Annotated in this window: 22 protein-coding genes; 8 read left to right on the top strand and 14 right to left on the bottom strand. The window is 70.1% G+C overall.

Annotated features, from left to right (window positions below; genetic code table 11):
• Positions 1–28: 28 nt before the first annotated feature.
• On the bottom strand, positions 29–1,435 hold the full coding sequence (locus HZ992_RS01860; RefSeq protein WP_209384988.1) for an NAD(P)-binding protein: 1,407 nt from the start codon (positions 1,433–1,435) through the stop codon (positions 29–31).
• A gap of 173 nt (positions 1,436–1,608) precedes the next feature.
• Here HZ992_RS01860 and HZ992_RS01855 point away from each other — a divergent pair, with 173 nt between their 5' ends.
• Positions 1,609–2,289 (top strand): beta/gamma-crystallin, encoded by a 681-nt coding sequence (locus HZ992_RS01855; RefSeq protein WP_209384987.1) that lies wholly within the window; start codon positions 1,609–1,611, stop codon positions 2,287–2,289.
• Between the two features lie 32 nt (positions 2,290–2,321).
• Here HZ992_RS01855 and HZ992_RS01850 read toward each other — a convergent pair whose 3' ends face one another.
• Complete coding sequence (locus HZ992_RS01850) at positions 2,322–3,557, bottom strand: hypothetical protein (protein WP_209384986.1); 1,236 nt, start codon at positions 3,555–3,557, stop codon at positions 2,322–2,324.
• Between the two features lie 204 nt (positions 3,558–3,761).
• Positions 3,762–4,694 carry a LysR family transcriptional regulator gene (locus tag HZ992_RS01845; RefSeq protein ID WP_209384985.1) on the bottom strand — a complete coding sequence of 311 codons (933 nt, stop codon included), beginning with the start codon at positions 4,692–4,694 and terminating at the stop codon, positions 3,762–3,764.
• Positions 4,695–4,812: 118 nt separating this feature from the next.
• Here HZ992_RS01845 and HZ992_RS01840 point away from each other — a divergent pair, with 118 nt between their 5' ends.
• Genes HZ992_RS01840 through HZ992_RS01830 form a run of 3 tightly spaced genes read left to right on the top strand, consistent with a single transcriptional unit; the run spans position 4,813 to position 6,448 of the window.
• Positions 4,813–5,031, top strand: a complete 219-nt coding sequence (locus HZ992_RS01840) for a hypothetical protein (RefSeq protein WP_209384984.1) — start codon at positions 4,813–4,815, stop codon at positions 5,029–5,031.
• The gene (locus HZ992_RS01835; protein ID WP_209384983.1) at positions 5,019–5,435 is read left to right on the top strand and encodes a tautomerase family protein; all 417 of its coding nucleotides are present in this window, start codon (positions 5,019–5,021) and stop codon (positions 5,433–5,435) included. The genes HZ992_RS01840 and HZ992_RS01835 overlap by 13 nt, the downstream gene beginning before the upstream one ends.
• Before the next feature lie 26 nt (positions 5,436–5,461).
• The gene (locus HZ992_RS01830; RefSeq protein WP_209384982.1) at positions 5,462–6,448 is read left to right on the top strand and encodes a recombination-associated protein RdgC; all 987 of its coding nucleotides are present in this window, start codon (positions 5,462–5,464) and stop codon (positions 6,446–6,448) included.
• Positions 6,449–6,545: 97 nt separating this feature from the next.
• Here the strand turns inward: HZ992_RS01830 and HZ992_RS01825 are convergent, their stop codons facing one another.
• Complete coding sequence (locus tag HZ992_RS01825) at positions 6,546–6,803, bottom strand: VF530 family protein (RefSeq protein WP_209384981.1); 258 nt, start codon at positions 6,801–6,803, stop codon at positions 6,546–6,548.
• A gap of 44 nt (positions 6,804–6,847) precedes the next feature.
• Here HZ992_RS01825 and HZ992_RS01820 point away from each other — a divergent pair, with 44 nt between their 5' ends.
• Both HZ992_RS01820 and HZ992_RS01815 read left to right on the top strand, forming a co-directional pair.
• Positions 6,848–8,068 (top strand): helix-turn-helix domain-containing protein, encoded by a 1,221-nt coding sequence (locus tag HZ992_RS01820; protein WP_209384980.1) that lies wholly within the window; start codon positions 6,848–6,850, stop codon positions 8,066–8,068.
• Positions 8,069–8,115: 47 nt separating this feature from the next.
• The gene (locus tag HZ992_RS01815) at positions 8,116–8,799 is read left to right on the top strand and encodes a Vgb family protein (protein WP_209384979.1); all 684 of its coding nucleotides are present in this window, start codon (positions 8,116–8,118) and stop codon (positions 8,797–8,799) included.
• Between the two features lie 29 nt (positions 8,800–8,828).
• Here the strand turns inward: HZ992_RS01815 and HZ992_RS01810 are convergent, their stop codons facing one another.
• A complete protein-coding gene (locus HZ992_RS01810) occupies positions 8,829–9,761 on the bottom strand; it encodes a YcjF family protein (RefSeq protein ID WP_209384978.1) in 933 nt (310 codons plus the stop codon).
• Positions 9,762–10,014: 253 nt separating this feature from the next.
• Here HZ992_RS01810 and HZ992_RS01805 point away from each other — a divergent pair, with 253 nt between their 5' ends.
• Together HZ992_RS01805 and HZ992_RS01800 are read left to right on the top strand one after the other, a co-directional pair.
• Positions 10,015–10,272 carry a hypothetical protein gene (locus HZ992_RS01805; protein WP_209384977.1) on the top strand — a complete coding sequence of 86 codons (258 nt, stop codon included), beginning with the start codon at positions 10,015–10,017 and terminating at the stop codon, positions 10,270–10,272.
• Positions 10,273–10,334: 62 nt separating this feature from the next.
• Positions 10,335–11,153, top strand: coding sequence for a YihY family inner membrane protein (locus tag HZ992_RS01800; protein ID WP_209384976.1), 819 nt, complete (start codon positions 10,335–10,337; stop codon positions 11,151–11,153).
• A 31-nt stretch (positions 11,154–11,184) separates the two neighbouring features.
• Here the strand turns inward: HZ992_RS01800 and HZ992_RS01795 are convergent, their stop codons facing one another.
• The 9 genes from HZ992_RS01795 to HZ992_RS01755 all read right to left on the bottom strand — a co-directional run bounded on the left by HZ992_RS01795 (position 11,185) and on the right by HZ992_RS01755 (position 18,783).
• On the bottom strand, positions 11,185–11,787 hold the full coding sequence (locus tag HZ992_RS01795; protein ID WP_209384975.1) for a c-type cytochrome: 603 nt from the start codon (positions 11,785–11,787) through the stop codon (positions 11,185–11,187).
• Positions 11,774–13,087 (bottom strand): sulfite dehydrogenase, encoded by a 1,314-nt coding sequence (gene soxC / locus HZ992_RS01790; protein WP_209384974.1) that lies wholly within the window; start codon positions 13,085–13,087, stop codon positions 11,774–11,776. Before soxC ends, HZ992_RS01795 begins: the two co-directional genes overlap by 14 nt.
• Positions 13,088–13,178: 91 nt before the next feature.
• Positions 13,179–13,469, bottom strand: a complete 291-nt coding sequence (locus tag HZ992_RS01785; protein WP_209384973.1) for a hypothetical protein — start codon at positions 13,467–13,469, stop codon at positions 13,179–13,181.
• Positions 13,450–13,920 (bottom strand): GNAT family N-acetyltransferase, encoded by a 471-nt coding sequence (locus tag HZ992_RS01780; RefSeq protein WP_209384972.1) that lies wholly within the window; start codon positions 13,918–13,920, stop codon positions 13,450–13,452. Before HZ992_RS01780 ends, HZ992_RS01785 begins: the two co-directional genes overlap by 20 nt.
• A 19-nt stretch (positions 13,921–13,939) precedes the next feature.
• Positions 13,940–14,794 carry an amidohydrolase family protein gene (locus HZ992_RS01775; protein WP_209384971.1) on the bottom strand — a complete coding sequence of 285 codons (855 nt, stop codon included), beginning with the start codon at positions 14,792–14,794 and terminating at the stop codon, positions 13,940–13,942.
• 27 nt (positions 14,795–14,821) lie between these two features.
• Positions 14,822–15,739: an ABC transporter ATP-binding protein gene (locus HZ992_RS01770; protein ID WP_209384970.1), complete on the bottom strand. Its 918-nt coding sequence runs from the start codon at positions 15,737–15,739 to the stop codon at positions 14,822–14,824.
• Between the two features lie 9 nt (positions 15,740–15,748).
• Positions 15,749–16,573 carry an ABC transporter permease gene (locus tag HZ992_RS01765; RefSeq protein ID WP_209384969.1) on the bottom strand — a complete coding sequence of 275 codons (825 nt, stop codon included), beginning with the start codon at positions 16,571–16,573 and terminating at the stop codon, positions 15,749–15,751.
• Between the two features lie 3 nt (positions 16,574–16,576).
• Positions 16,577–17,440: an ABC transporter ATP-binding protein gene (locus HZ992_RS01760; RefSeq protein ID WP_209384968.1), complete on the bottom strand. Its 864-nt coding sequence runs from the start codon at positions 17,438–17,440 to the stop codon at positions 16,577–16,579.
• A complete protein-coding gene (locus HZ992_RS01755) occupies positions 17,440–18,783 on the bottom strand; it encodes an ABC transporter permease subunit (protein WP_209384967.1) in 1,344 nt (447 codons plus the stop codon). The genes HZ992_RS01760 and HZ992_RS01755 overlap by 1 nt, the downstream gene beginning before the upstream one ends.
• Between the last annotated feature and the right edge of the window lie 55 nt (positions 18,784–18,838).

The following is an 18,838-nucleotide window of genomic DNA, read 5'->3' as shown; positions in this document are numbered from 1 at the left end:
GCCGCACGGGCCGGGCCGCCGCCGGAGTTCAGGCGGCAATCAAGCGCGACACGTTCGCCATCGCCGCCACCGCCTGCTGCTTGTAGCGCGCCAGGATGGCCAGCTTCTCGGCGTCGGCCGGGTCGATGCCGGTCATCAGCTTGCCGAAGCCGTCGAGCCGGCTGTCGCGGATCCACTGGCGCAGCACCTTGTCCTGGCCCCACTGGTACTGGTTCCACATGCTGGCCGCCATGGCGCGCGGGTAATCGTCCAGCGTGTGCGGAAAGGGCACCGTGCCGCACAGGCGGTTCTTGTCCTTGTCGCTGTCGTAGTGCGCCTCCACGTAGGCGGTGAGCGCGGCGCTGAACGCGGGCTGGGGCAGGCGCAGCATCTGCAGCACGATGCGCCCGCCCTGGAAGACCGGCTGCATCGGCCGCGGCTCCACCGCGGAGGCGGTGCAGTCGACAAAGAGCGTGCCGGGCACCACCGGCACGCGGCCCTGGTCGAGCTCCATGGCGTCCGGAGAGAGGCGCTGCACGCGGCCCAGCCGCACCACGTCGCGGATGCGCCGCAGCACCTCCACCTCCCCCGGCGAGATGGTGGCCAGGTGGAACATCGCCGGCATCCGCTCGCGGTCGATGCGCAGCAGCGCGCCGCAGGCCTCCAGGCGCAGGAAAAGGTCCTCCGTGGACGTGGCCAGGGCGAGCGCCTCCATCTGGTCGGCCTGCCGCCGATGGCCTCCTTTGAAGAACTCGACGGCAGGTTGCGTGGTGATGCGGTTGACCAGCCACGAGTCGCGCGGCACCACCCACTGGATGGCGTCGGCTGGGGCGCCGGCACCGATCAGCCACACCGCGGCATCCATCGCCGTCTTGCCGGCGCCGAGGATGACGAAGCGCCGCGGCAGGCCGCCCTTCGCCTGGCCAAACCACAGCTGCGGCAGCGCGTTCGGCGGCACCAGCCGCACGCCCTCGCCGACCTCGAAGCGCGGCGTGTGCGTGGACGGGATCGATGGGCCCATGTAGTTCGCGTCCACCACCTTGCGGCGTACGTTCACTTGCGAGATCTCACCGGACAGCAAGTTCTCGATGCGGCCTTCGCCGAGGTGGTTGCACATCGGGTGGTAGGCCACGCGGCCGCTGGGCAGCAGCCTGTGGTTCATCACGCGGTCGAAGTAGCCGCTGATCTCGGCGCCCGAGGCCAGCTCGTACAGGCCCTGGTTCAGGCCGACCGTGTCCTTGCGGCGGCTGCCCAGCTCCATCGAGTTGACGCCATAGAAGGCCGAGGGCTGGTGCAGCGTGACGAACGAGTAGGCATCGTTCCAGTGGCCGCCGGGCTTGCCGCGGCGGTCGACGATGGTGACGTGCGCGTCGCTCTCGTCGATCAGCGTGTCGGTGAAGGCCAGGCCGGCGGTGCCGCTGCCGATGACCAGGTAGTCGGTGTCGATGTGGTTCACGAGGCGGCACTGCGGTGTTGGCGTGGCCCATGTTCCCATCGCGGCCGCGATCAGGCAATCGGGACTGCCCGCAGCCGGCACGTCGGCATGTACGCCGTCGAACAGACACTCGGCGCGGCAATGGCCAAGCTCCTCGCATGGCGAGACCCCTCGGTCGCGCCGAAGAGACTTCGATGCACATCCTCCTCCAGGCCACGCTCGCGGCCGCTGCACTGACGCTCGCGGCGCCGGCCGTCGCGCAGATCACCTTCTACGAACACGAGGGATTCCGCGGCAGTGTCCACACCACCCGGGGCGCGCTCGACAACTTTGCGGGCTGGGACTTCAACGACCGTGCCTCGTCGGTGGTGGTCGACAAGGGCCGCTGGGAAGTCTGCGAAGGCGTCGGCTTCAACGGGCGCTGCGCGGTGCTTCGCCCGGGCGCCTACGACCGACTCAGCACCATGGGGCTGAACGACCGCCTCTCATCGGCGCGCCCGGCCCCGACCCGCGCCAGCTACGAGAACGAAGCCTCGCCACCGATGCGCCGCCCCGACTATGCCTACCGCCAACGCCCGAGCGAGCGCTTGTTCGAGGTGCCGGTGACTTCCGTGCGTGCCGTGCTCGGCGCCCCCGAACAACGCTGCTGGGTCGAACACCAGCCCGAACAGCGCGGCGGCAGCAGCGCGGGCCGCGGCGTCCTCGGCCACCAGATCGGCCGCAGTGTGGTGCGACGTTGCGAGCAGGTCCGCAACGACACCCCCGCCTTCTGGGAGGTGAGCTACGCCTTCCGCGGCCGCGCACACCGCATCCAGATGAACGAGCCGCCGGGGCGGACCGTCACCGTCAACCGCGCCGGCGAACCGCGCATGTGAGGCCCGGCGCCTGCACCGTCCCCGGGACCGGTTCAGCGCAGCAGTTTCATGTAGGCCACCATGTCGGCCTGGTCTTCGGCGGTGAGCACGATCGGTGACACCACGGAAAAGAACTTCGCGTAGTGGCGCGCCACGTCTTCCAGCGTCCTGGCAGAGTTGTCGTGGAAGTACGGCGCGGTGCGCGCAGCACCCCACAACGACGGGATCTTGAACGCGTTCAGGCTCTCGAAGTCCTGCGCGTTGCCGGTGATCAGCGCACGGCCGGGGTCGGCGCTGGAGATCGTGGTCGTGCTGCCGTCGGCGTTGCGGAACACGTAGTCGAGCACCGGGTTGCCGGCGACGTTGAACTCGGACACCCCCACCGACTGGAAGCGCCCGCCGCGGCGGAACGGCGGCGCGGGGATGAACTCGTTGGTCTCGTTGAGCATCGGCCCGCTGTGGCAGCCCGAGCACAGGCCGGTCTTCAGGTCTCCCTGCAGGGGCGCGTCGACGAAGAAGCGGCGTCCGCGCTTCTCGGACTCGCTGTGCCCCGGCGGCAGCGCGGGCTTCACCCCGAGGTAGGCGTACTTCATCGTCGTCGTCGAGCTGAAGAAGCCGGGCGTCTGCTGGAAGGCCGCGATGTGCGCCAGCTCGTCGGGCCGCGGTTCGCGCGTGGCCCGGGCATGGTCGGCGATCGCACCGCGGGCCTGCGCGAGCAGGTCGGGCTGGCGGCCGTCGAGCATCAGCACCTCGTCGAGCGCCGGCGTGTTCAGCGTCGACGGGATGCCACGGCGCAGCACGACGCTGCGCGCCGACGGGTCCTGGGCCAGGCTGACGTTGTCGGGCAGCGCGATGCGCACCAGCACGGTCGCATCCTGCTGCATGCGCGTGGCGCCATGGCCCAGCCCGTCGTCGCTGCCGTCGCCGAGGAAAAGCGGGTCGGCCGGGTTGGCGGCGAAACGATGCTGTGCGTCCTGCGGCGAGACGGTGCCCGTCTCGCGCGAGTGGCAGGTCAGGCAGGTGCGGCCGTTGCCGCCGAAGGTCTCGCGCTCGAACAAGCGGCGCCCCTTGAGGAAGTCGAGGAAGGCGAACTGCGGCTTGCGCGGGGCGATCAGCGCCGGCAGGTTCGGGTCGGCCAGCACGGCATCGGCCGCACCGGCCTCCTTGAGGGCATCGATGGCCGCGAAGTTGTCTTGCGCTGCGCCGTCGTCGCCGCCACCGCCGCAGGCGGCGAGGGCGATCGTGGCGGCGGCGAGCAAGGCGCGCGGGGTGAGTTTCGAGAATGGCATGGCCTATCCAATGGCGTGTCAGGGGTGGACGAACGCACGCCGACTCTCAGCGGTGCGCGCGGGGCTTGCGATGCCCCGCGGGGGGCGATCGCATGGGCCTGAATGCTCGGCCCGGGCGCCGTGCCTGCCATCGCCCGGACGGGCCATCGAAGCTCCGGCCCGAGAGCCATGCGAGGGCCATGGCCCTGCGCTTGCAGGCGAGCGTCAGCGAGTCGAGGCCGCGTCTTCCGGCGTCGCCGCCTGGAACTGCCCGATCCACGCGGCCCAATGGTCGATGCAGGCGCGGATCTTCGGCAGGCGCTGGCGGGCGCCGGCGATCACCGCGTGGATCGGCACCGGCTGCGGGTCGACGAAGCCGGCCAGCACCGGCAGCAGCCGCCCTTGCCGCACCAGCGGCTCCGCCGCGATCGTGGCCAGGCGCCCGATGCCCAGGCCCTGCAGCACCATGTTGGCAGCCATGCCGGTGTCGTTGCTGCGCCAGTAGCCTTCGATCGGCAGCTTCACGGAGCGGCCGTCGATGATGAAGGGCCAGTGGTTGAGCTGCGTCGCGGCGCTGTTGGCAACGAGCCGGTGCGAGCCGAGCTCATCGGGATGCGCGGGCAGGCCCGCGCGCGCCGCGTAGGCCGGCGAGGCGTAGAGGCCGCGGCCGAGCGTGCCGATCGGTCGCGCCACCATGGTGTCGGCCAGCGACGAGGTGGTGCGGATGGCGATGTCGATACCGCCGCGCGCCATGTCGACGAGCAGGTCGCTGACCTCGAGCTCGACACGCAGCCGCGGGTGCTTCTCGCTCAGCGCGTTCAGGCTGGGCAGCAGCAGGTACTGCGCGATCACCGTGCTCGCCGCCACGCGCACCAGGCCGCTGGGCTCGCGCGACTGCGCGTCGAACTCGCCCTCCAGTTCCTCGAGGGTGTGGCCCAGGCGCTGGCAGTAGCCGAGGAAGGTCTCGCCTTCGGCGGTGAGTGCCAGGCCGTGCGTCGAGCGGTGGATGAGCCGCGCGCCGCAGGCCTTCTCGATGCGCGACAGCGATCGCGACACCTGGCTCACCGGCACGTCGCGCTCGCGCGCCACCGCCGACAGGGTGCCCAGCGCCGCCACGCGGGCGAACAGCTTCAGATCGTCGAAACCCAGACCGTCCATGGGCGCGATGGTAGAGGCGCCGGCTTTGCGGTGTGCGCAAGACCGATTTGCCGGGCGTGCCGTTTCCGCCGCGAGGGCGGCTGCCTAGAGTCGACGCACCGATTCAACGGAGCCTGCCATGAACGCCTCGCCTTTCGATCGCCCGCTCTCGCCTCTCGAGCGGGCCGCTGTCATGGATGCCGCGAAGCATCGCGCCCTCCAGGCCCGCCGCGAAGCCATCGACGCCTTCTGGGCTGCGGCCTTCCGCCACGTGGCCTCGGCATGGCACGCAGTGGCACGCGCCGCGCATCGGCCGGCCGCGTTGCTGCGCGCGAAGGAGCCGGCATGCCGACCCTGATGCTGAAGACCTGCCCGCCGCAGGGCGCGCCGCGCCAGCGCGCGCTGGCCGAGGCGCTGACCCGCATCACCGCGCAGACGCTCGGCAAGCGCCCCGAGGTCACGGCGGTGATCATCGACGGCCTGCCGCCAGGGCAGTGGTTCATCGGGGCGCAACCGGTGCAACGCCCGACCGCGTGGCTGCAGATCTGCATCACCGCCGGCACCAACACGGCCGTGCAGAAGGCCGCGTTCGTCGAGGCCGCCTTCGCGGAGCTGCAGCATCAGCTGGCGCCGGGCGAGTCGCTGGAAGCCACCAGCTACGTGATCGTGCACGAGTTGCCGGCCAGCGACTGGGGTTACGGCGGCCGCACGCAGCAGGCCCGGCGGCCGGGCTCCCCTACACTCGCCACCCCACCACCCTGACCGTGCGCCGCCGCCCCGACCCCGACATGCTGAAGAACGCCCTGATCTACCGCATCGAACACTGGGACCAGCCGAGCCTGGCCGAGATCGCGCAGCGCCTGTCGGGCTCGCCCTTCGTCGAGTGCGGGCTCACGCAGCCCGAGTCGGCCGGCTGGGTGGCGCCGCGCGGCGACAAGCACGATGCGCTGGCCGAGATCGTCGGCGGTCAGCTGGTCGTCAAGCTCTGCGCCGAGCGGCGCGCCGTGCCGGGCAGCGCGGTCAAGCAGCAGCTGCAGGCGCAGCTCGATGCGATCGAGCAGCAGACCGGCCGCCGCCCGAAGGGCAAGCAGCTCAAGGAGCTGAAGGAGGCGGTGGTGCACGCGCTGATGCCGCGCGCGTTCCCGAAGCGCACCGACACGCTGGTCTGGATCGACCTCGCGGCGCGGATGGTGTGGGTGGGCGCGGGCAGCACCAAGCGCGCCGACGTCGTGGTCACGCGGCTGATCGAGTGCCTGGGCGGCGGGCTCAAGCTCGCGCTGCTGCAGACCGAGCTGTCGCCGGCCACCGCGATGTCGCTGTGGCTGTCGGAGAAGGAAGCGCCGTCGGGCTTCAGCATCGACCGCGAGTGCGAGCTCAAGCAGCCCGACAGCGAGAAGGCCACCGTGCGCTACGCGCGCCACACGCTCGACATCGACGAGGTCGGCGAGCACATCCGCCAGGGCAAGCTGCCCACGCAGCTGGCGCTCACCTGGGCCAGCCGCGTCTCCTTCGTGCTCACCGAGGCGCTGACGCTGAAGAAGATCCAGCTGCTCGACGTGGTGCTCGAAGGCGCCGGTGTCGACGCCGCCAACGCGGGCAAGGACGACAACGGCTTCGATGCTGATGTGGCCATCGCCACCGGCGAGCTGCGCCTGATGCTGCCGGCGCTGATCGAGGCGCTCGGCGGCCTGCACGAACGGCAGGCTGCCGCGGTGCCCGCGGCCTTGCCGGACGCGGGCGCGGCAGACGCGGCGCCGTGGGAGATCGCCGCCTGAGCTCAGGCCAGAGCGAAGGCCCTGCGAAGCTGGCCAGCGTCGGCCTGAGCTGAGCCGCCTGCGCTGCGCACTTTCAGAAGCGCCTCGCTTCGGAGGCTCAGCGCGCGCGGCGCTGCTCGCGCAGCATGAACAGGTAAAGGCCTTCGACCTTCTCGCGCGCCCACGGTGTCTTGCGCAGGAACTTGAGGCTCGAGGCCACGCTGGGCTCGCTGGTGAAGCAGCGCAGCGCGATGCGCTCGGCGAGGCCCTGCCAGCCGTAGTGCTCGGAGAGCTGCGTGACGATCTGCTCGAGCGTCACGCCATGCAGCGGGTTCTTCGGCTGCGTTGGCGCAGTGGGCGGCAAGGGCTCGGTCATGGCGGCATTTTCGCCGCACGGCGGCGCCGGGTTAGCCTCTCGCCATGGACTCCCTGATCGCCGCCGCCGCCCGCGCCCTCGTGGCCGGCGACGCGCTCGGCGCACTCAAGCACGTGGCGCTGCGCGAGGACGCGCAGGCGCTCGCGCTGCGCGGCATCGCCATGGCCCAGCTCGGCGAACACCCGCGCGCCCGGGAGCTGCTGCGTCGTGCGGCGCGCGGCTTCGCAAGCCGTGACGAGCTGGCGCACGCCCGCTGCGTGGTCGCCGAGGCCGAGGTGGCGCTGGCCATGCGGGACCTGCGCGGCGGCCCGCGTTCGCTGGCAGCGGCATCGGCCACGCTCGAGGCCCGCGCCGATCGAGCCAACGCATTGCAGGCCCGCCTGATCGCGCTGCGCCGCGCCCTGCTGCTCGGCCGGCTCGACGAAGCCGGGGCCGCGTTGGCGGGCCTGGAACTGGCCGGCGCGCCGCCCTCGCTGGTGGCGGTGGCCGAACTCGCCACCGCCGAGCTGGCACTGCGCTCGCTGCACACGGCGCCCGCGCGCGCGGCGCTGGCTCGCGCGCAGGCGGCGGCCACCCGTGCGCGCGTGCCCGCGCTGCTGGCCGAAGTGGGCGAGGCCTGCGCCGCGCTCGAACGGCCCGCCGCGCGCCGCTTGCAGGCCGGGCACGAACAGATGCTGCGCCTGGATGAAGTCGAGGCGCTGCTCGCCAGCGGCACCCTGGTGATCGACGCCTGCCGCCGCGGCCTGCATGCCGGCAGCCTCTGGCAGCCGCTGGCGCGCCGGCCAGTGCTGTTCTCGCTGGCCCGCGCGCTGGCCGAGGCCTGGCCCGGCGACGTCGAGCGCAACGCGCTGATCGCGTGCGCCTTCCACACCCGCCGCCCCGACGAGACGCACCGGGCGCGACTGCGCGTCGAGATCGGCCGCCTGCGCGCGCTCGCCGCACCGCTGGCACGCATCGAGGCCAGCGCGCGCGGCTTCTTACTCGAGCCGATCGGCGCCCCTGCGGTCGTCGTGCTGCTGCCGCCCATCGACGGCGATCGGGCCTCGCTGCTGGCGCTGCTGGCCGACGGTGCCGCCTGGTCGACCTCGGCGCTGGCACTCGCGCTCGGCGCCAGCCAGCGCACCGTGCAGCGCGCACTCGCCGAGCTCGAAGCTGCGGGCCGCGTGCGCTCGGTCGGGCAGGCGCGCGCGCAGCGCTGGCTGGCGGCGCCGCTGGCCGGATTCACGACGAACTTGTTACTCCCTGCCGCGCTGCCGCTCACGTAGATTCGGTATCTACGGCGCCGCATCGACGTGCCGAAGGGAAGCAGACCATGACCGCCACTTCCGCCCGAGCCACGCGCCCCGCAGCGCAGGCCACCGTGCGCCCCGCCGAGATCGTGCGCGAGTACGGCCCCTTCGGCGACTCGCAGCGCATCCACGGCGTCAGCCACGACGGGCAGCGCGTGTGGGCTGCCACCGGCGCGACGCTGGTCGCCTTCGATCCGGCCAGCGGCCAGACGGTGCGCACGCTCGATTGCGCCAGCGATGCCGGCACCGCCTTCGACGGCACGCACCTCTACCAGATCGCCGCGTCGCGCATCGACAAGATCGATCCGGCCAGCGGTGCGGTGGTGGCCTCGATCCCCGCGCCCGGGAACGGCGGCGACTCGGGCCTGACCTGGGCCGAGGGCAGCCTGTGGGTCGGGCAGTACCTCGACCGCAAGATCCACCAGATCGATCCGGCCACCGGCGCCATCCTGCGCACCATCGAGTCCAACCGCTACGTCACCGGCGTGACCTTCGTCGATGGCGATATGTGGCACGGCACCTGGGAAGGCGAGGAGAGCGAACTGCGCCGCCTCGACCCGGCCAGCGGCGCCGTGCTCGAGCGGCTGGCCATGCCTGCCGGCACCGGCGTCAGCGGGCTCGAGTCCGACGGCGCCGATCTGCTGTACTGCGGCGGCGGTCCGAGCGGCAAGGTGCGCGCGGTGCGGCGGCCGAAGGCTGCGGCTTGACTCGCCGGGATGCTGGTGTCCTGTTTCCGTCAGCGGCCTCGAGCCAGTGCCAGCACCTTGCTGACGTCGAGCCCGCGTGCCTTCTGCTGCATCGCAGGCAGGTAGCGCGCCTGCAGGCCTTGGGCTTCAGCGACGACGCCACTGTAGGCCTCCCTCAACATCTGCGTCGACAGGGTGCGCCCGCCGGCGTAATAGCGCTTCGCGACGTGGCCGAGCGCATAGGTCGTAGCGAAACTCATGCTCGAACTGACCGCCTGCCGGCCCAGGCCACCGAGCAAGCCTCCGCCCACTTTGCCCAGCAGTCCGCCCAGCAGCTTGCGGCCGGCCTGTTCGAGGTACTGCGAGGTCAGGCCCACACCGACGGTCGCGATGAAGTCCTTCACGTGCCCACTGTCGAGCTGATAGCCGTGGGCCTGGCCGATGCCGTACACCAGCTTCATCTGCAGCGGGATGATCGCCATCGTCGACAGCGTCTCGGGCAGGAGCTCGAGGGCGCCGTTGAGGATGGCCGCATTCAGGATGGCCTGGTCGAGGGCGGCGTCGTCGACCGCCGCCGCCTTGGCCGGCAACACGTTTTGCTCATCGATGGGCGCGGCTGCGATCTCCTCGGCCTGCGCATTGAAGTCCCGGGCCGACGTGCCCAGACCGAGCTGGCTGAGCAGGCTGGCCAGGAACCGAGCCTCCGCCTCCGACTGGGCGCCGTCGGCGTCGCAGACGCAGACGGCCATCTCGTAGGCGAGCTGTCGCGCTTCGGGGCTGCCGAGCGCGGCGACGGCCGAAGCAATGTCGACGCGTTTCATCAACACGTCTTGGTAGAGGGTCGGCAGACGCACGGCATCGGCTTGGCCCAGGCCTTCGGCAATGCGCTTGAGTTCGTCTCGCTCGCGATCGTGCTTGTTGCCGTCCGCGAATGCGGCGAGCACGGCGAGGGTGGCGATGGCCTGGGTTTCGGCAGGGGTCATGTGGCAGTCCGGGTGGGTGGGCAAGGCGAATTCGGTCGCCGCAGCGTCAGAAGGTTCCCACGTCCGAGCCCGGCCTTGCCGCCGGGCCGCCTCCTGGCCGATCGCCCACCCTTCGAACCTGCCGACGACCCATCGCGCCACCGTGGCCCGCACAGCCGAGTCCGGGCATGCTCGTCGTAGGGGTTTGGACATCTCCGGGCGCTTGAGCGAGACTGAGCCGGTGGGCCCCGTGCACGGTCCATCGGAGGCCGTCGTGACCACTCCTATCATCGTGTTCTTCCTTGTCGGTGCCCTCTTCGGCCTGGCGACAGGGTCGGTTCAGCATCTGTTCAGCGAAGGCCGCGCCCGGCCCGCCGAGCCGGGCGAACCCGTCTCGCTGGCCAGCCGGGCTTTGTGGGTGCTGATCAGCAGCTGCCTGTGGCCGATCCTGCTGCTGGCCGGCGTACCGACGCTGTACCGGCTCGTCGCCGTGCGCGTGCGTGCCCCACGAGGCCAGCCACCCCGGGAGTGAACGGCAAGGCCGGTGCGCTATCGTTGCGCGCCGCGTCGGTCGACCCGCGCCGCGGTCGACCCATGTTCACCCTGACCCGACTCACCCTGCGCCGCGCGCGGCAGGAGCGCCTGCCGCAGATCGCCGGCACGCTCGCCTTCACGACCCTGCTGTCCGTCGTGCCGCTGCTCGCGGTGAGCTTCGCGCTGTTCACGCGCTTCCCGATCTTCAGCCGCTTCGAGGCGGCGCTCGAGGAGCATCTGCTCAAGAGCATGCTGCCGGCCGACATTGCGCGCACGGTGCTCAGGTACCTGCACCAGTTCGCCGCCAACGCGAACGGCCTCACCTGGGCGGGCTCGCTGTTCCTGCTCGGGGCCGCGATCGCGATGCTGCTGACGGTGGAGAACGCCTTCAACCAGATCTGGAACGTCAAGCGCAAGCGCCCCTTCCTCAAGCGCGTGGGCCTGTACCTGCTGATTCTCGCGTTGGGGCCGCCAGCCCTCGGCGTGAGCCTGTGGGCCACTTCGTACGTGCTGGGGATGTCGATGGGTTGGCTCGGTCCGCTGCCCCGCGAAGCGCAGTTCGTGCTCAACCTGGGCCCGGCGGCACTGGCCTGGGCCGGCCTGGCCTGCCTGTTCTACTTCGTGCCGAACACGAAGGTGCGGCGCCGCGACGCCATCATCGGCGGGCTGCTGGCCAGCATCGCGATCGAGCTGGGCAAGCGCGGTTTCACCGCCTACCTGTTGAAGATCCCCACCTACAAGGCGGTCTACGGCGCCTTCGCGGTGTTCCCGGTGTTCCTGCTGTGGGTCTACTTCTCGTGGCTGGTGACGCTGGCGGCCGCGCTCGTGGCGGCCAACCTGGCGCGTTCGGCCTCAGCGGGGCCGGCGGCGCAGCGTTGAACCGCGCCGCCGGGCCATCACATCGTCGGGTTCACTTGCCCGAGATCGGCGTGCACTGGCTCATGCAGCGCGTGGCCGCGGTGTCGGGCCGGTCGTCGACCATGAAGCCGTTGCGGTTGGGCATCTGCACGGCCGTCAGGCTGGCCGCCGTCATCACCGCATCGGCCGCGACCAGGCCGTTGAGCTGCAGGACGTAGCCCGTCACCGCATAGGCCTCGTCGTTGCTCAGCGACTGTGGCGCGTTCATTGGCATGGCACGCCGCACGTAGTCGAACAACACCGGTGCATACGGGTACATGCTGCCCGGGGTGAGCACGCGGCGGTCGGTCTTGAACGAGCCGATGCCCCCGACCATGCTGCCGAACACCGGCCCGCCGGCCGCTGCCGCACCGTGGCACGAAGCGCACTTGGCGTCGAACACCGCCTTGCCCGCCGCGACCGAGCCGGAGCCCGGCGGCAGGCCCAGCCCATCCGGCGTGCGCACGTCGATGTTCCAGGCCAGCAGGTCGGCCTCGCTGACCGCCTGCCCGCGCGGCTGCGCGGGGCTGCCGCCGGCCGTCGACTTGGTGGCCGCACAACCGGCCAGCACGAATCCCGCGGCAAGCGCGAGCCAGAGAAACTTAGGCGATTGCATTCTTCACCTCCCCTGCGGCATTGATGGACCACGGGAACACGCCGTTGTGGTGCTGCACGAATCCGGTGATCGCGCGGACCTTCCTGATCTCTTCCACGGTGGGCTGCACGTAGCCGGTGGAGTCGACCGCGCGGCTGGCGATCGTCGCGGGCGTGCCGTCCCACTGCCATCGCAGCCGGAAGCGCGTCAGGCACTTGTCGAGCACCGGCTCCTCGAGCGTGGCCTCGCGCCAGGTGCGTCCGCCGTCGAGCGTGACGTCGACCGTGCGGATCTTGCCAAGGCCCGACCAGGCGAAGCCGAGGATCTCGATCTCGCCCGGGCGCACGTTCATGCCGCCCGACGGCGAGGTGATCACCGACTTGGCCTCCATCGCGAAGCTGAACTGCCGCCACTTGCCGTCGGGCATCGGGTCGGTGTAGCGCGCCGTCTCGCTGCGCAGGTGCCAGGGCTGGTCGCCGAGCTTGATGCGGCGCAGCCACTTGATGCTGACGTTGCCTTCCCAGCCGGGGATGAACAGGCGCAGCGGGTAGCCGTTCTCGGGCCGCAGCATCTCGCCGTTGGAGGCGTAGACGATCATCGCGTCCTCGAGCAGCTTGGCCATCGGGATGCTGCGCGCATGCGCCGCGCCGTCGGCGCCTTCGGCCAATGCCCAGGTGGCTTCGGGTCGCACGCCGGCTTCGTCGAGCAGGGTCGACACCGGCACGCCGGTCCACTGCGCGCACGACAGCAGGCCATGCGTCTGCTGCACGGTCTTGGAGCTCGCCTTGAGCCAGTCGGTCAGGCCGTTGCCCGAGCACTCCATGAAGTGGAAGCGCGTCACCGACGGGTACTTCATCAGGTCGTCCATCGTGAACAGCAGCGGCTTGCGCACCATGCCGTGGATGGCGAAGCGGTGCTGCTGCGGGTCGATGTCGGGCACGCCGCTGTGGTGGCGCTCGTAGATCAGGCCGTTGGGCGTGAGCGTGCCGTGCTGCTGGTGCAGCGGCGTCATGCTCCAGTCGGAGAAGTTCTGCCGGTTCACGAGCACATCGGTGCGCCGTCGCTTGACGTGCGCCTCGTACTTCGATGGCATGCCGTACTCGGTCTCGGGCAGGGCGCGGCCCAGCGCCAGGTTCGACGCCGGCACGGGCACGGGGGCCGCGGCGGCGCGCCCGCCCGCCAGTGCGGCCACGCCGCCGGCAGCTGCGGCCGCCGTGCGGCCGAGCATCGCGCGCCGCGACGGGTCGTGCGTGATCGACCCCGCCGCCTGCAGTTCCGATCTCGCCGCGCTGACGAGCCGGGAGCTCTTGCTGTCTGTCATGTCGTCCTCCAGGGTTCATGGTTGTGGCCGCGAGACGGCGATCCGCCTTCCGGGCCGTTGGCCGCCGCGCCTGCTGCGCGCCCGGTTTCGGTCATTCAGTCGCCGGCGCCGGCGGCAGGGCCGCGACGCACACCTGATCCCGCACGTAGCGGCGCCCGCGCGCCAGCGCCACGGCCAGCGCCTCCTGCGGTGTCGGCCAGCCCTGCCCGCCGTTGATCGCGCGGTCGCAGAACATCTCGATCTGCGAGGGCAGCTGCCGCACCACCACCTTGGCCGCGTAGCAGGTGCCCGAAGCCAGCGGCACGGAACTCACGTCGATCGCGAAGCCGCCGCCGGCCTCGTCGATCGCGTCCACGGTGACGTTACGGCTGTCCGGCTCCATCAACCGCCTCCGGGTCGATGAGGAAGCTGAAGCCGTGCTTGCGGAATCCCAGGCCCTCGTAGAAGCTGTGCGCCCGGTCGCGCTGCAGGTGGCTCGACAGCACGAGCTTGTAGCAACCGCGCGCGGCGCATTCGCGCATCGCGAAGTCCATCATCTTCTTGCCTACTCCGGTGCCGCGCAGCAGCGGCGCGACGACGACGTCCTCGACGATGCCGGAGTCGCGCGCCGAGTGGGCCAGGCCGCCGACGAAGTTCAGCGCGAAGGTGCCCACCACCTGCCCCTGTTGCTCGGCGACGTAGATGCGGTGCCGGTCGCCGGCCGTCAGCGCCTCGAAATGCGCCTGCGCCTGGCGATCGCTCAGCGCGGGCTCGCCGGGCAGGTCGAGCTGCCGGCACAGGGCCAGCACCTGCGGCAGGTCGGCTGGCAGGGCCGGGCGGATCAGAAGGTGCACGGCGGGGCCCGTCGCGCGCTCAGACCGCCAGCTTCAGCACGCGCTTGGCGTTGCCGTACATCACGTCGTCGATCACGCCGTCGTCGAAGCCGAGCATGCGGTAGTCGTTGATCGATTGCGCCATCGGCCGGAACGGGTAGGAGCTGCCGAACAGGATCTGCTGGCGCATCGCGCCGTTGGCCGCCTCGACGTACAGGCTGCCGCCCGGCGCAAAGATGTACATGTCGGGCACGATGAAGACGTTCTCCCAGCGCAGCGCGACGCCGAGGATCTCGTTCACGAACGGGTAGAAGCCGTGGTAGCAGACGATGGCCAGCTTCGGGAACGCCTTGGCCACGTGGCCCACCGCGGCCGGGCGCACGAAGTCCAGGCTCGGCGCCGTCGGGCCCGACATGATCGACACCGGCACGCCGAGCTGCTCGCAGGCGTCGTAGACCGGGAACAGCATCGGGTCGTCGGCGCTGCGCAGCGGGCTGCCGAAGCCGGGCTCGACGTTGATCGCCTTCAGGCCGAGCACCGTGATCGCGCGCTCCACCTCCTGCACGGCGGCGCGGGCGCCCCAGCGGTGCGGGTCGATCGAGCCCACGCCCACCAGCTCCTTGTGGCGGCGCACCATCTCGTGGATCTCGTCGTTCGAGTGCTTGATGCCCGGCGTGTCGCGGCCCACCACCACCGAGGCCGCGATGCGCGTGTCCTTGATCTCGCGGACGAAGGACTCGATGTCGCGCGAGGCCGTGAAGTGCTCGACGTTCTTCGAGCCGACGCGGCCGTTGAGCCACTTGACCACCTCGAACTCCGGCGTGCCACGGGTCTTGCCGTAGAAGTCATGCAGGAACGACGGCCGGCTGCGCATGTCGATCACTTTTTTTGCCATGTTCTGTTCTCCTGGTTGGAATGGGGTTCAGGCCGGCTTGGCGCCGTTGGCACGGTCGCCCGTGCGCCTGGAATAGGCCTCGACGAAGTCCGCGGCGGCGCGGCTTCCGCCGGAGAAGGACTTCATCGCCTCCTCGTGCAGCAGCGAGAGGGCGCGCATCTTCACTTCGTTGGCATGGTCGTTGTCGAAGATGTTGACGAGCCGCCGCGGGCGCGGGATGTCCACGTCGATCACCGCGCGCACCTTGGTCGGCGTGTTCGTCATCACGATCAGCCGGTCGGCCAGGAAGATGGCCTCGTCGATGTCGGTGGTGACGAAGAAGTTGGTGCGGTGCGACTCCTCGAACAGGCCCGCGTAGTACTCCCACATCAGTTCCTTGGACATCGCGTCCAGGCCGCGGAAGGGCTCGTCGAGGATCATCACGTCGGGGTTGTTGATCATCGCGCGCGCCAGTTCGGCGCGGCGCTGCATGCCGCCCGACAGCTGCGGCGGGTACTTCTTGCGGAAGGCCTTCAGGCCCACCTTCTCGAGCAGGAACTCAGCCTGCGCGCGGCTTTGCGGGTTGTCCTCGCCGCGCGCCCGCGGGCCGTACATGATGTTGTCGAAGGTGGTCATCCAGGGGAACAGTGCCGACTCCTGGAACACCACCAGCCGGTCCTTGCCCGGCCCGGTGATCGGCTTGCCGTCGATGGTGATCGTTCCGCTGGTGGGCTTCTCGAACCCGGCCAGCAGGCGGATCAGCGTGCTCTTGCCGCAGCCCGAGGGGCCGATCATCACGGTCAGCTTGTTGCGCGGAATGGCGAACGAGCAGTCGTTGATCACCGTCTTGGAGAACAGGCCGGTGCCGTAGGCCTTGCTGACGCCCTCGACGCGGATCTCGCCGGCCGTCGTCGGCGCCTTGCCGTTGGTGCCGGCGGGCCGGTCGCTTGCGATGGGGTTGCTCATGCTCGTCCTTCAGCGCTTCTGCAGCCAGGGGGTGGACAGTCCGCCGAGCGCGCGCAGCACCTCGCTGCAGCCGAAGCCCGCGATGCCGATGCTGATCATGCCCACCACGATCTGCTCGTACGAACCGCCGACGTAGGAGTTCCAGATGAAGAACCCGAGGCCGCCGCCCGATCCGCTGCCGCCGCCGCCGGAGATCATCTCGGCGGCCACGACCACGTTCCAGGTGATGCCCATGCCCACCGACGAGCCGACGACGATCGACGGCAGCGTGGCCGGCAGCACGACGCGGCGGAAGATGTCCCACTGCGAGGCGCCCATCGCCTGCGCCGCCTGGAAGAAGCGGCCGTCGATCGACTTGGCCCCACCGACGACGTTGATGACGACGGTGAAGAAGGCGCCGAGAAAGGTCACGAACGCGATCGACAGCTCCTGCGTGGGCCAGAAGATGATCGAGATCGGCACCCAGGCCAGCGGCGGGATCGGCCGCAGGATCTCGAAGCTCGGGAACGACAGGCCGTAGAAGGTCTTGCTCACCGCCATCAGCAGCCCGAGCGGGATGCCGATCACCATCGCCGCGATGAAGCCGGCCAGCACGCGCAGCAGGCTCAGGTACCAGCTCTGCCAGTAGCCCGCATCGGTGATCAGCGTGGACCACACGCGCAGCACGCCGCTGGGCGCGGGCACCTGGCCGATCCAGGGCAGCGAGAAGCCCAGCCACTGCTTGGAGCGCGAGCCCAGCTCCCAAAGGAGCACGAACACCAGCAGCGAGATCATCGCGCGCAGGCTGGCGCGGCTGAGCAGCTTCTTTCGCAGTCGGGTCAGCGACTTTTCCATGGCTCAGCCCTCCCTCTCGCCGGCGGCGAAGGACTTCTTCGCCTCCTCGTGCACGACGGCACTGGTCTCTTCCATCAGCTCGCGGAAACGCGGGCTGGTGAGCACGCCGTAGTCGCGCGGGTGCGGGATGTCCACCGTCAGGATCTTCTTCGGCTTGCACGGCCGCGAGGTCATGATGACCAGGCGGTGGCCGAGGAAGATCGCCTCCTCCAGGTCGTGCGTGATGAAGAAGATGGTGACCTTGTTCTTGTAGTAGATCTCCAGCAGCGCCTCGTGCATCACCGACTTGGTCAGCGAGTCCAGCGCGCGGTAGGGCTCGTCGAACAGCAGCACCTTCGGGTCGTTCATCAGCGCGCGCACGATCTCCACGCGCCGGCGCAAACCCGACGAGACCTCGCCGGGGAAGTTGTTCTCGGTGCCGCTGAGGCCCGCGTCGGCCATCATGCTGCGGGCCTTGTCGTAGATCTCCTTCTTGCTCAGCTTGCCCTGCATCAGCGGGCCGAAGGCGACGTTCTCGAGGTTGGTCTTCCACGGGAACAGCGCGCCGTTCTGGAACACCACGATGCGGTCGGAGCCGGGCTCGGCCATCGGCTTGTCGGGCCCGCACAGCAGCTTGCCGTCCATGAAGATGCGGCCCGAGGTGATGCTGTGGAAGCCGGCGATGGCGTTGAGCAGCGTCGTCTTGCCGCAGCCCGAAGGCCCGACGATCATGCAGATCTCGCCGGCCGGGATGTCCAGCGAGCAGTGGTCCACCGCCATCACCGCCGCGCCGTCGGGGTCGTAGATCTTGACCACGTCCTCGATGCGGATCGCCCCTTGCGTCGCGGCCTGCTGCGACATACGGCCTGTCTCGATCATGTTGTTCATCACCGGCCGCCCAGCGCGAGTTCGCGCACACGCCACTGCATCATGTAGTCCCCCACCATCCGCACCAGCGCGCTGGTGCCGTAGCCGACCGCGCCGAGCGTGGCCATGCCGATCACGATGGTCGGGTAGCGCACCATCGTGTACGAGGTGTTGATCACGTAGCCCAGGCCGAACTCGCCCGACACCATCTCGCCGGCCACCAGCGAGAACCACGCGACACCCACCGAGATCTGCAGCCCGGTGAAGATGAAGGGCATCGCGCCGGGCACGATGACCTCGCGGAACACCTGCCACTTGCTCGCGCCCAGGCAGTAGGCGGCGCGGCTGTACGACTCGTCGATCGACTCGACGCCGAGCATCGTGTTCAGCGCGGTGGCGAAGAACGAGGCCAGAAAGGTCAGGAAGATCACCGGCGTCTCGGCGCCCGAGAACATCAGGATCGCCAGCGGCACCCAGGCCAGGATGGGGATCGGCCGCAATGTCTCGAACACCGGGAACACGTATTCGCGGAACTTCTTCGACCAGCCGAGGAACAGGCCCAGCGGCACGCCCAGCACGGTGGCCAGGAAGAAGGCGATCGCCACGCGCCGGACGCTGGCCCAGATGTGCTGGTAGTACTCGGGCGTGTAGACCGACAGGCCGTACACCGGGTTGGTGCTGAACAGCTCCTTGACCACGGTGGTCAGCCCCGGCGTGTCCTTGAAGCGCGGCAGCTTCCACACCTCCACCGTCAGGTACCAGAACGACAGCAGGATCGCGAAGCCGCCCAGCATCAGGTAGGGCTTGGGGCTCTTGAGCCACTGCGACAGGCGGAACGCGGTGAGCGCCCAGCCGCTGCCCACGCCGTCGCCTTGCGCGGGCATTGCAGCGGTGCCGGCGGCCTGCCCGAAGTGAGGGATGCGCGCCGCCACTGCATCGGGCGCGGCGAACTCCTTGGTGATCATGGTCGCGAAGCGGCTCATGATCACGTCGCCCGTCTGCGGCGAGCGGGCGATCAGCGCCATCAGCTCCTCGCCGTCGATCTGCAGGATCTCGGTGCGCTCCAGGCTCTTCGTGCTGGCCAGTCGGCCGCGGGTGCCGTCGAGCACGGCGGCCCAGCCGAACACGTCGCCGCTGCGCATCACGCGCTCGATGTCGCTGCCCTGGGCGCCGACCTTGAGCACGTGCTCGACCGCGCCCGAGGAGACGATCTGGATGTTGTCGGCCACGTCGCCGGCGTTGTAGATCACGTCGCCGCGGGCGTACGACTTCAGCTTGGCCAGCTTGCCGATGTCGGCGAGCAGCTCGTCCGACACCGTCTGGAAGGGCATCGCCCGTCTGAGCAGGGCGTTGGTCTGGTCCATGCAGTGGTTTCCTCTGTCTGGGCACGGGCGGCACCGGTCCCGGCGACGACATCGT

The organism is Rhizobacter sp. AJA081-3 (assembly GCF_017795745.1).
Taxonomy (GTDB): Bacteria; Pseudomonadota; Gammaproteobacteria; order Burkholderiales; family Burkholderiaceae_C; genus Piscinibacter.
This window is presented reverse-complemented; position numbering and strand designations above follow the sequence as displayed.

Bases quoted from the DNA above. Each gene is read 5' to 3' on its own strand.
- HZ992_RS01855 (WP_209384987.1), top strand. From the start codon at position 1,609: ATGCACATCCTCCTCCAGGCCACGCTCGCGGCCGCTGCACTGACGCTC.
- HZ992_RS01850 (WP_209384986.1), bottom strand. From the start codon at position 3,557: ATGCCATTCTCGAAACTCACCCCGCGCGCCTTGCTCGCCGCCGCCACG.
- HZ992_RS01845 (WP_209384985.1), bottom strand. From the start codon at position 4,694: ATGGACGGTCTGGGTTTCGACGATCTGAAGCTGTTCGCCCGCGTGGCG.
- HZ992_RS01840 (WP_209384984.1), top strand. From the start codon at position 4,813: ATGAACGCCTCGCCTTTCGATCGCCCGCTCTCGCCTCTCGAGCGGGCC.
- HZ992_RS01835 (WP_209384983.1), top strand. From the start codon at position 5,019: ATGCCGACCCTGATGCTGAAGACCTGCCCGCCGCAGGGCGCGCCGCGC.
- HZ992_RS01830 (WP_209384982.1), top strand. From the start codon at position 5,462: ATGCTGAAGAACGCCCTGATCTACCGCATCGAACACTGGGACCAGCCG.
- HZ992_RS01825 (WP_209384981.1), bottom strand. From the start codon at position 6,803: ATGACCGAGCCCTTGCCGCCCACTGCGCCAACGCAGCCGAAGAACCCG.
- HZ992_RS01820 (WP_209384980.1), top strand. From the start codon at position 6,848: ATGGACTCCCTGATCGCCGCCGCCGCCCGCGCCCTCGTGGCCGGCGAC.
- HZ992_RS01815 (WP_209384979.1), top strand. From the start codon at position 8,116: ATGACCGCCACTTCCGCCCGAGCCACGCGCCCCGCAGCGCAGGCCACC.
- HZ992_RS01810 (WP_209384978.1), bottom strand. From the start codon at position 9,761: ATGACCCCTGCCGAAACCCAGGCCATCGCCACCCTCGCCGTGCTCGCC.
- HZ992_RS01800 (WP_209384976.1), top strand. From the start codon at position 10,335: ATGTTCACCCTGACCCGACTCACCCTGCGCCGCGCGCGGCAGGAGCGC.
- HZ992_RS01795 (WP_209384975.1), bottom strand. From the start codon at position 11,787: ATGCAATCGCCTAAGTTTCTCTGGCTCGCGCTTGCCGCGGGATTCGTG.
- soxC (WP_209384974.1), bottom strand. From the start codon at position 13,087: ATGACAGACAGCAAGAGCTCCCGGCTCGTCAGCGCGGCGAGATCGGAA.
- HZ992_RS01785 (WP_209384973.1), bottom strand. From the start codon at position 13,469: ATGGAGCCGGACAGCCGTAACGTCACCGTGGACGCGATCGACGAGGCC.
- HZ992_RS01775 (WP_209384971.1), bottom strand. From the start codon at position 14,794: ATGGCAAAAAAAGTGATCGACATGCGCAGCCGGCCGTCGTTCCTGCAT.
- HZ992_RS01770 (WP_209384970.1), bottom strand. From the start codon at position 15,739: ATGAGCAACCCCATCGCAAGCGACCGGCCCGCCGGCACCAACGGCAAG.
- HZ992_RS01765 (WP_209384969.1), bottom strand. From the start codon at position 16,573: ATGGAAAAGTCGCTGACCCGACTGCGAAAGAAGCTGCTCAGCCGCGCC.
- HZ992_RS01760 (WP_209384968.1), bottom strand. From the start codon at position 17,440: ATGAACAACATGATCGAGACAGGCCGTATGTCGCAGCAGGCCGCGACG.
- HZ992_RS01755 (WP_209384967.1), bottom strand. From the start codon at position 18,783: ATGGACCAGACCAACGCCCTGCTCAGACGGGCGATGCCCTTCCAGACG.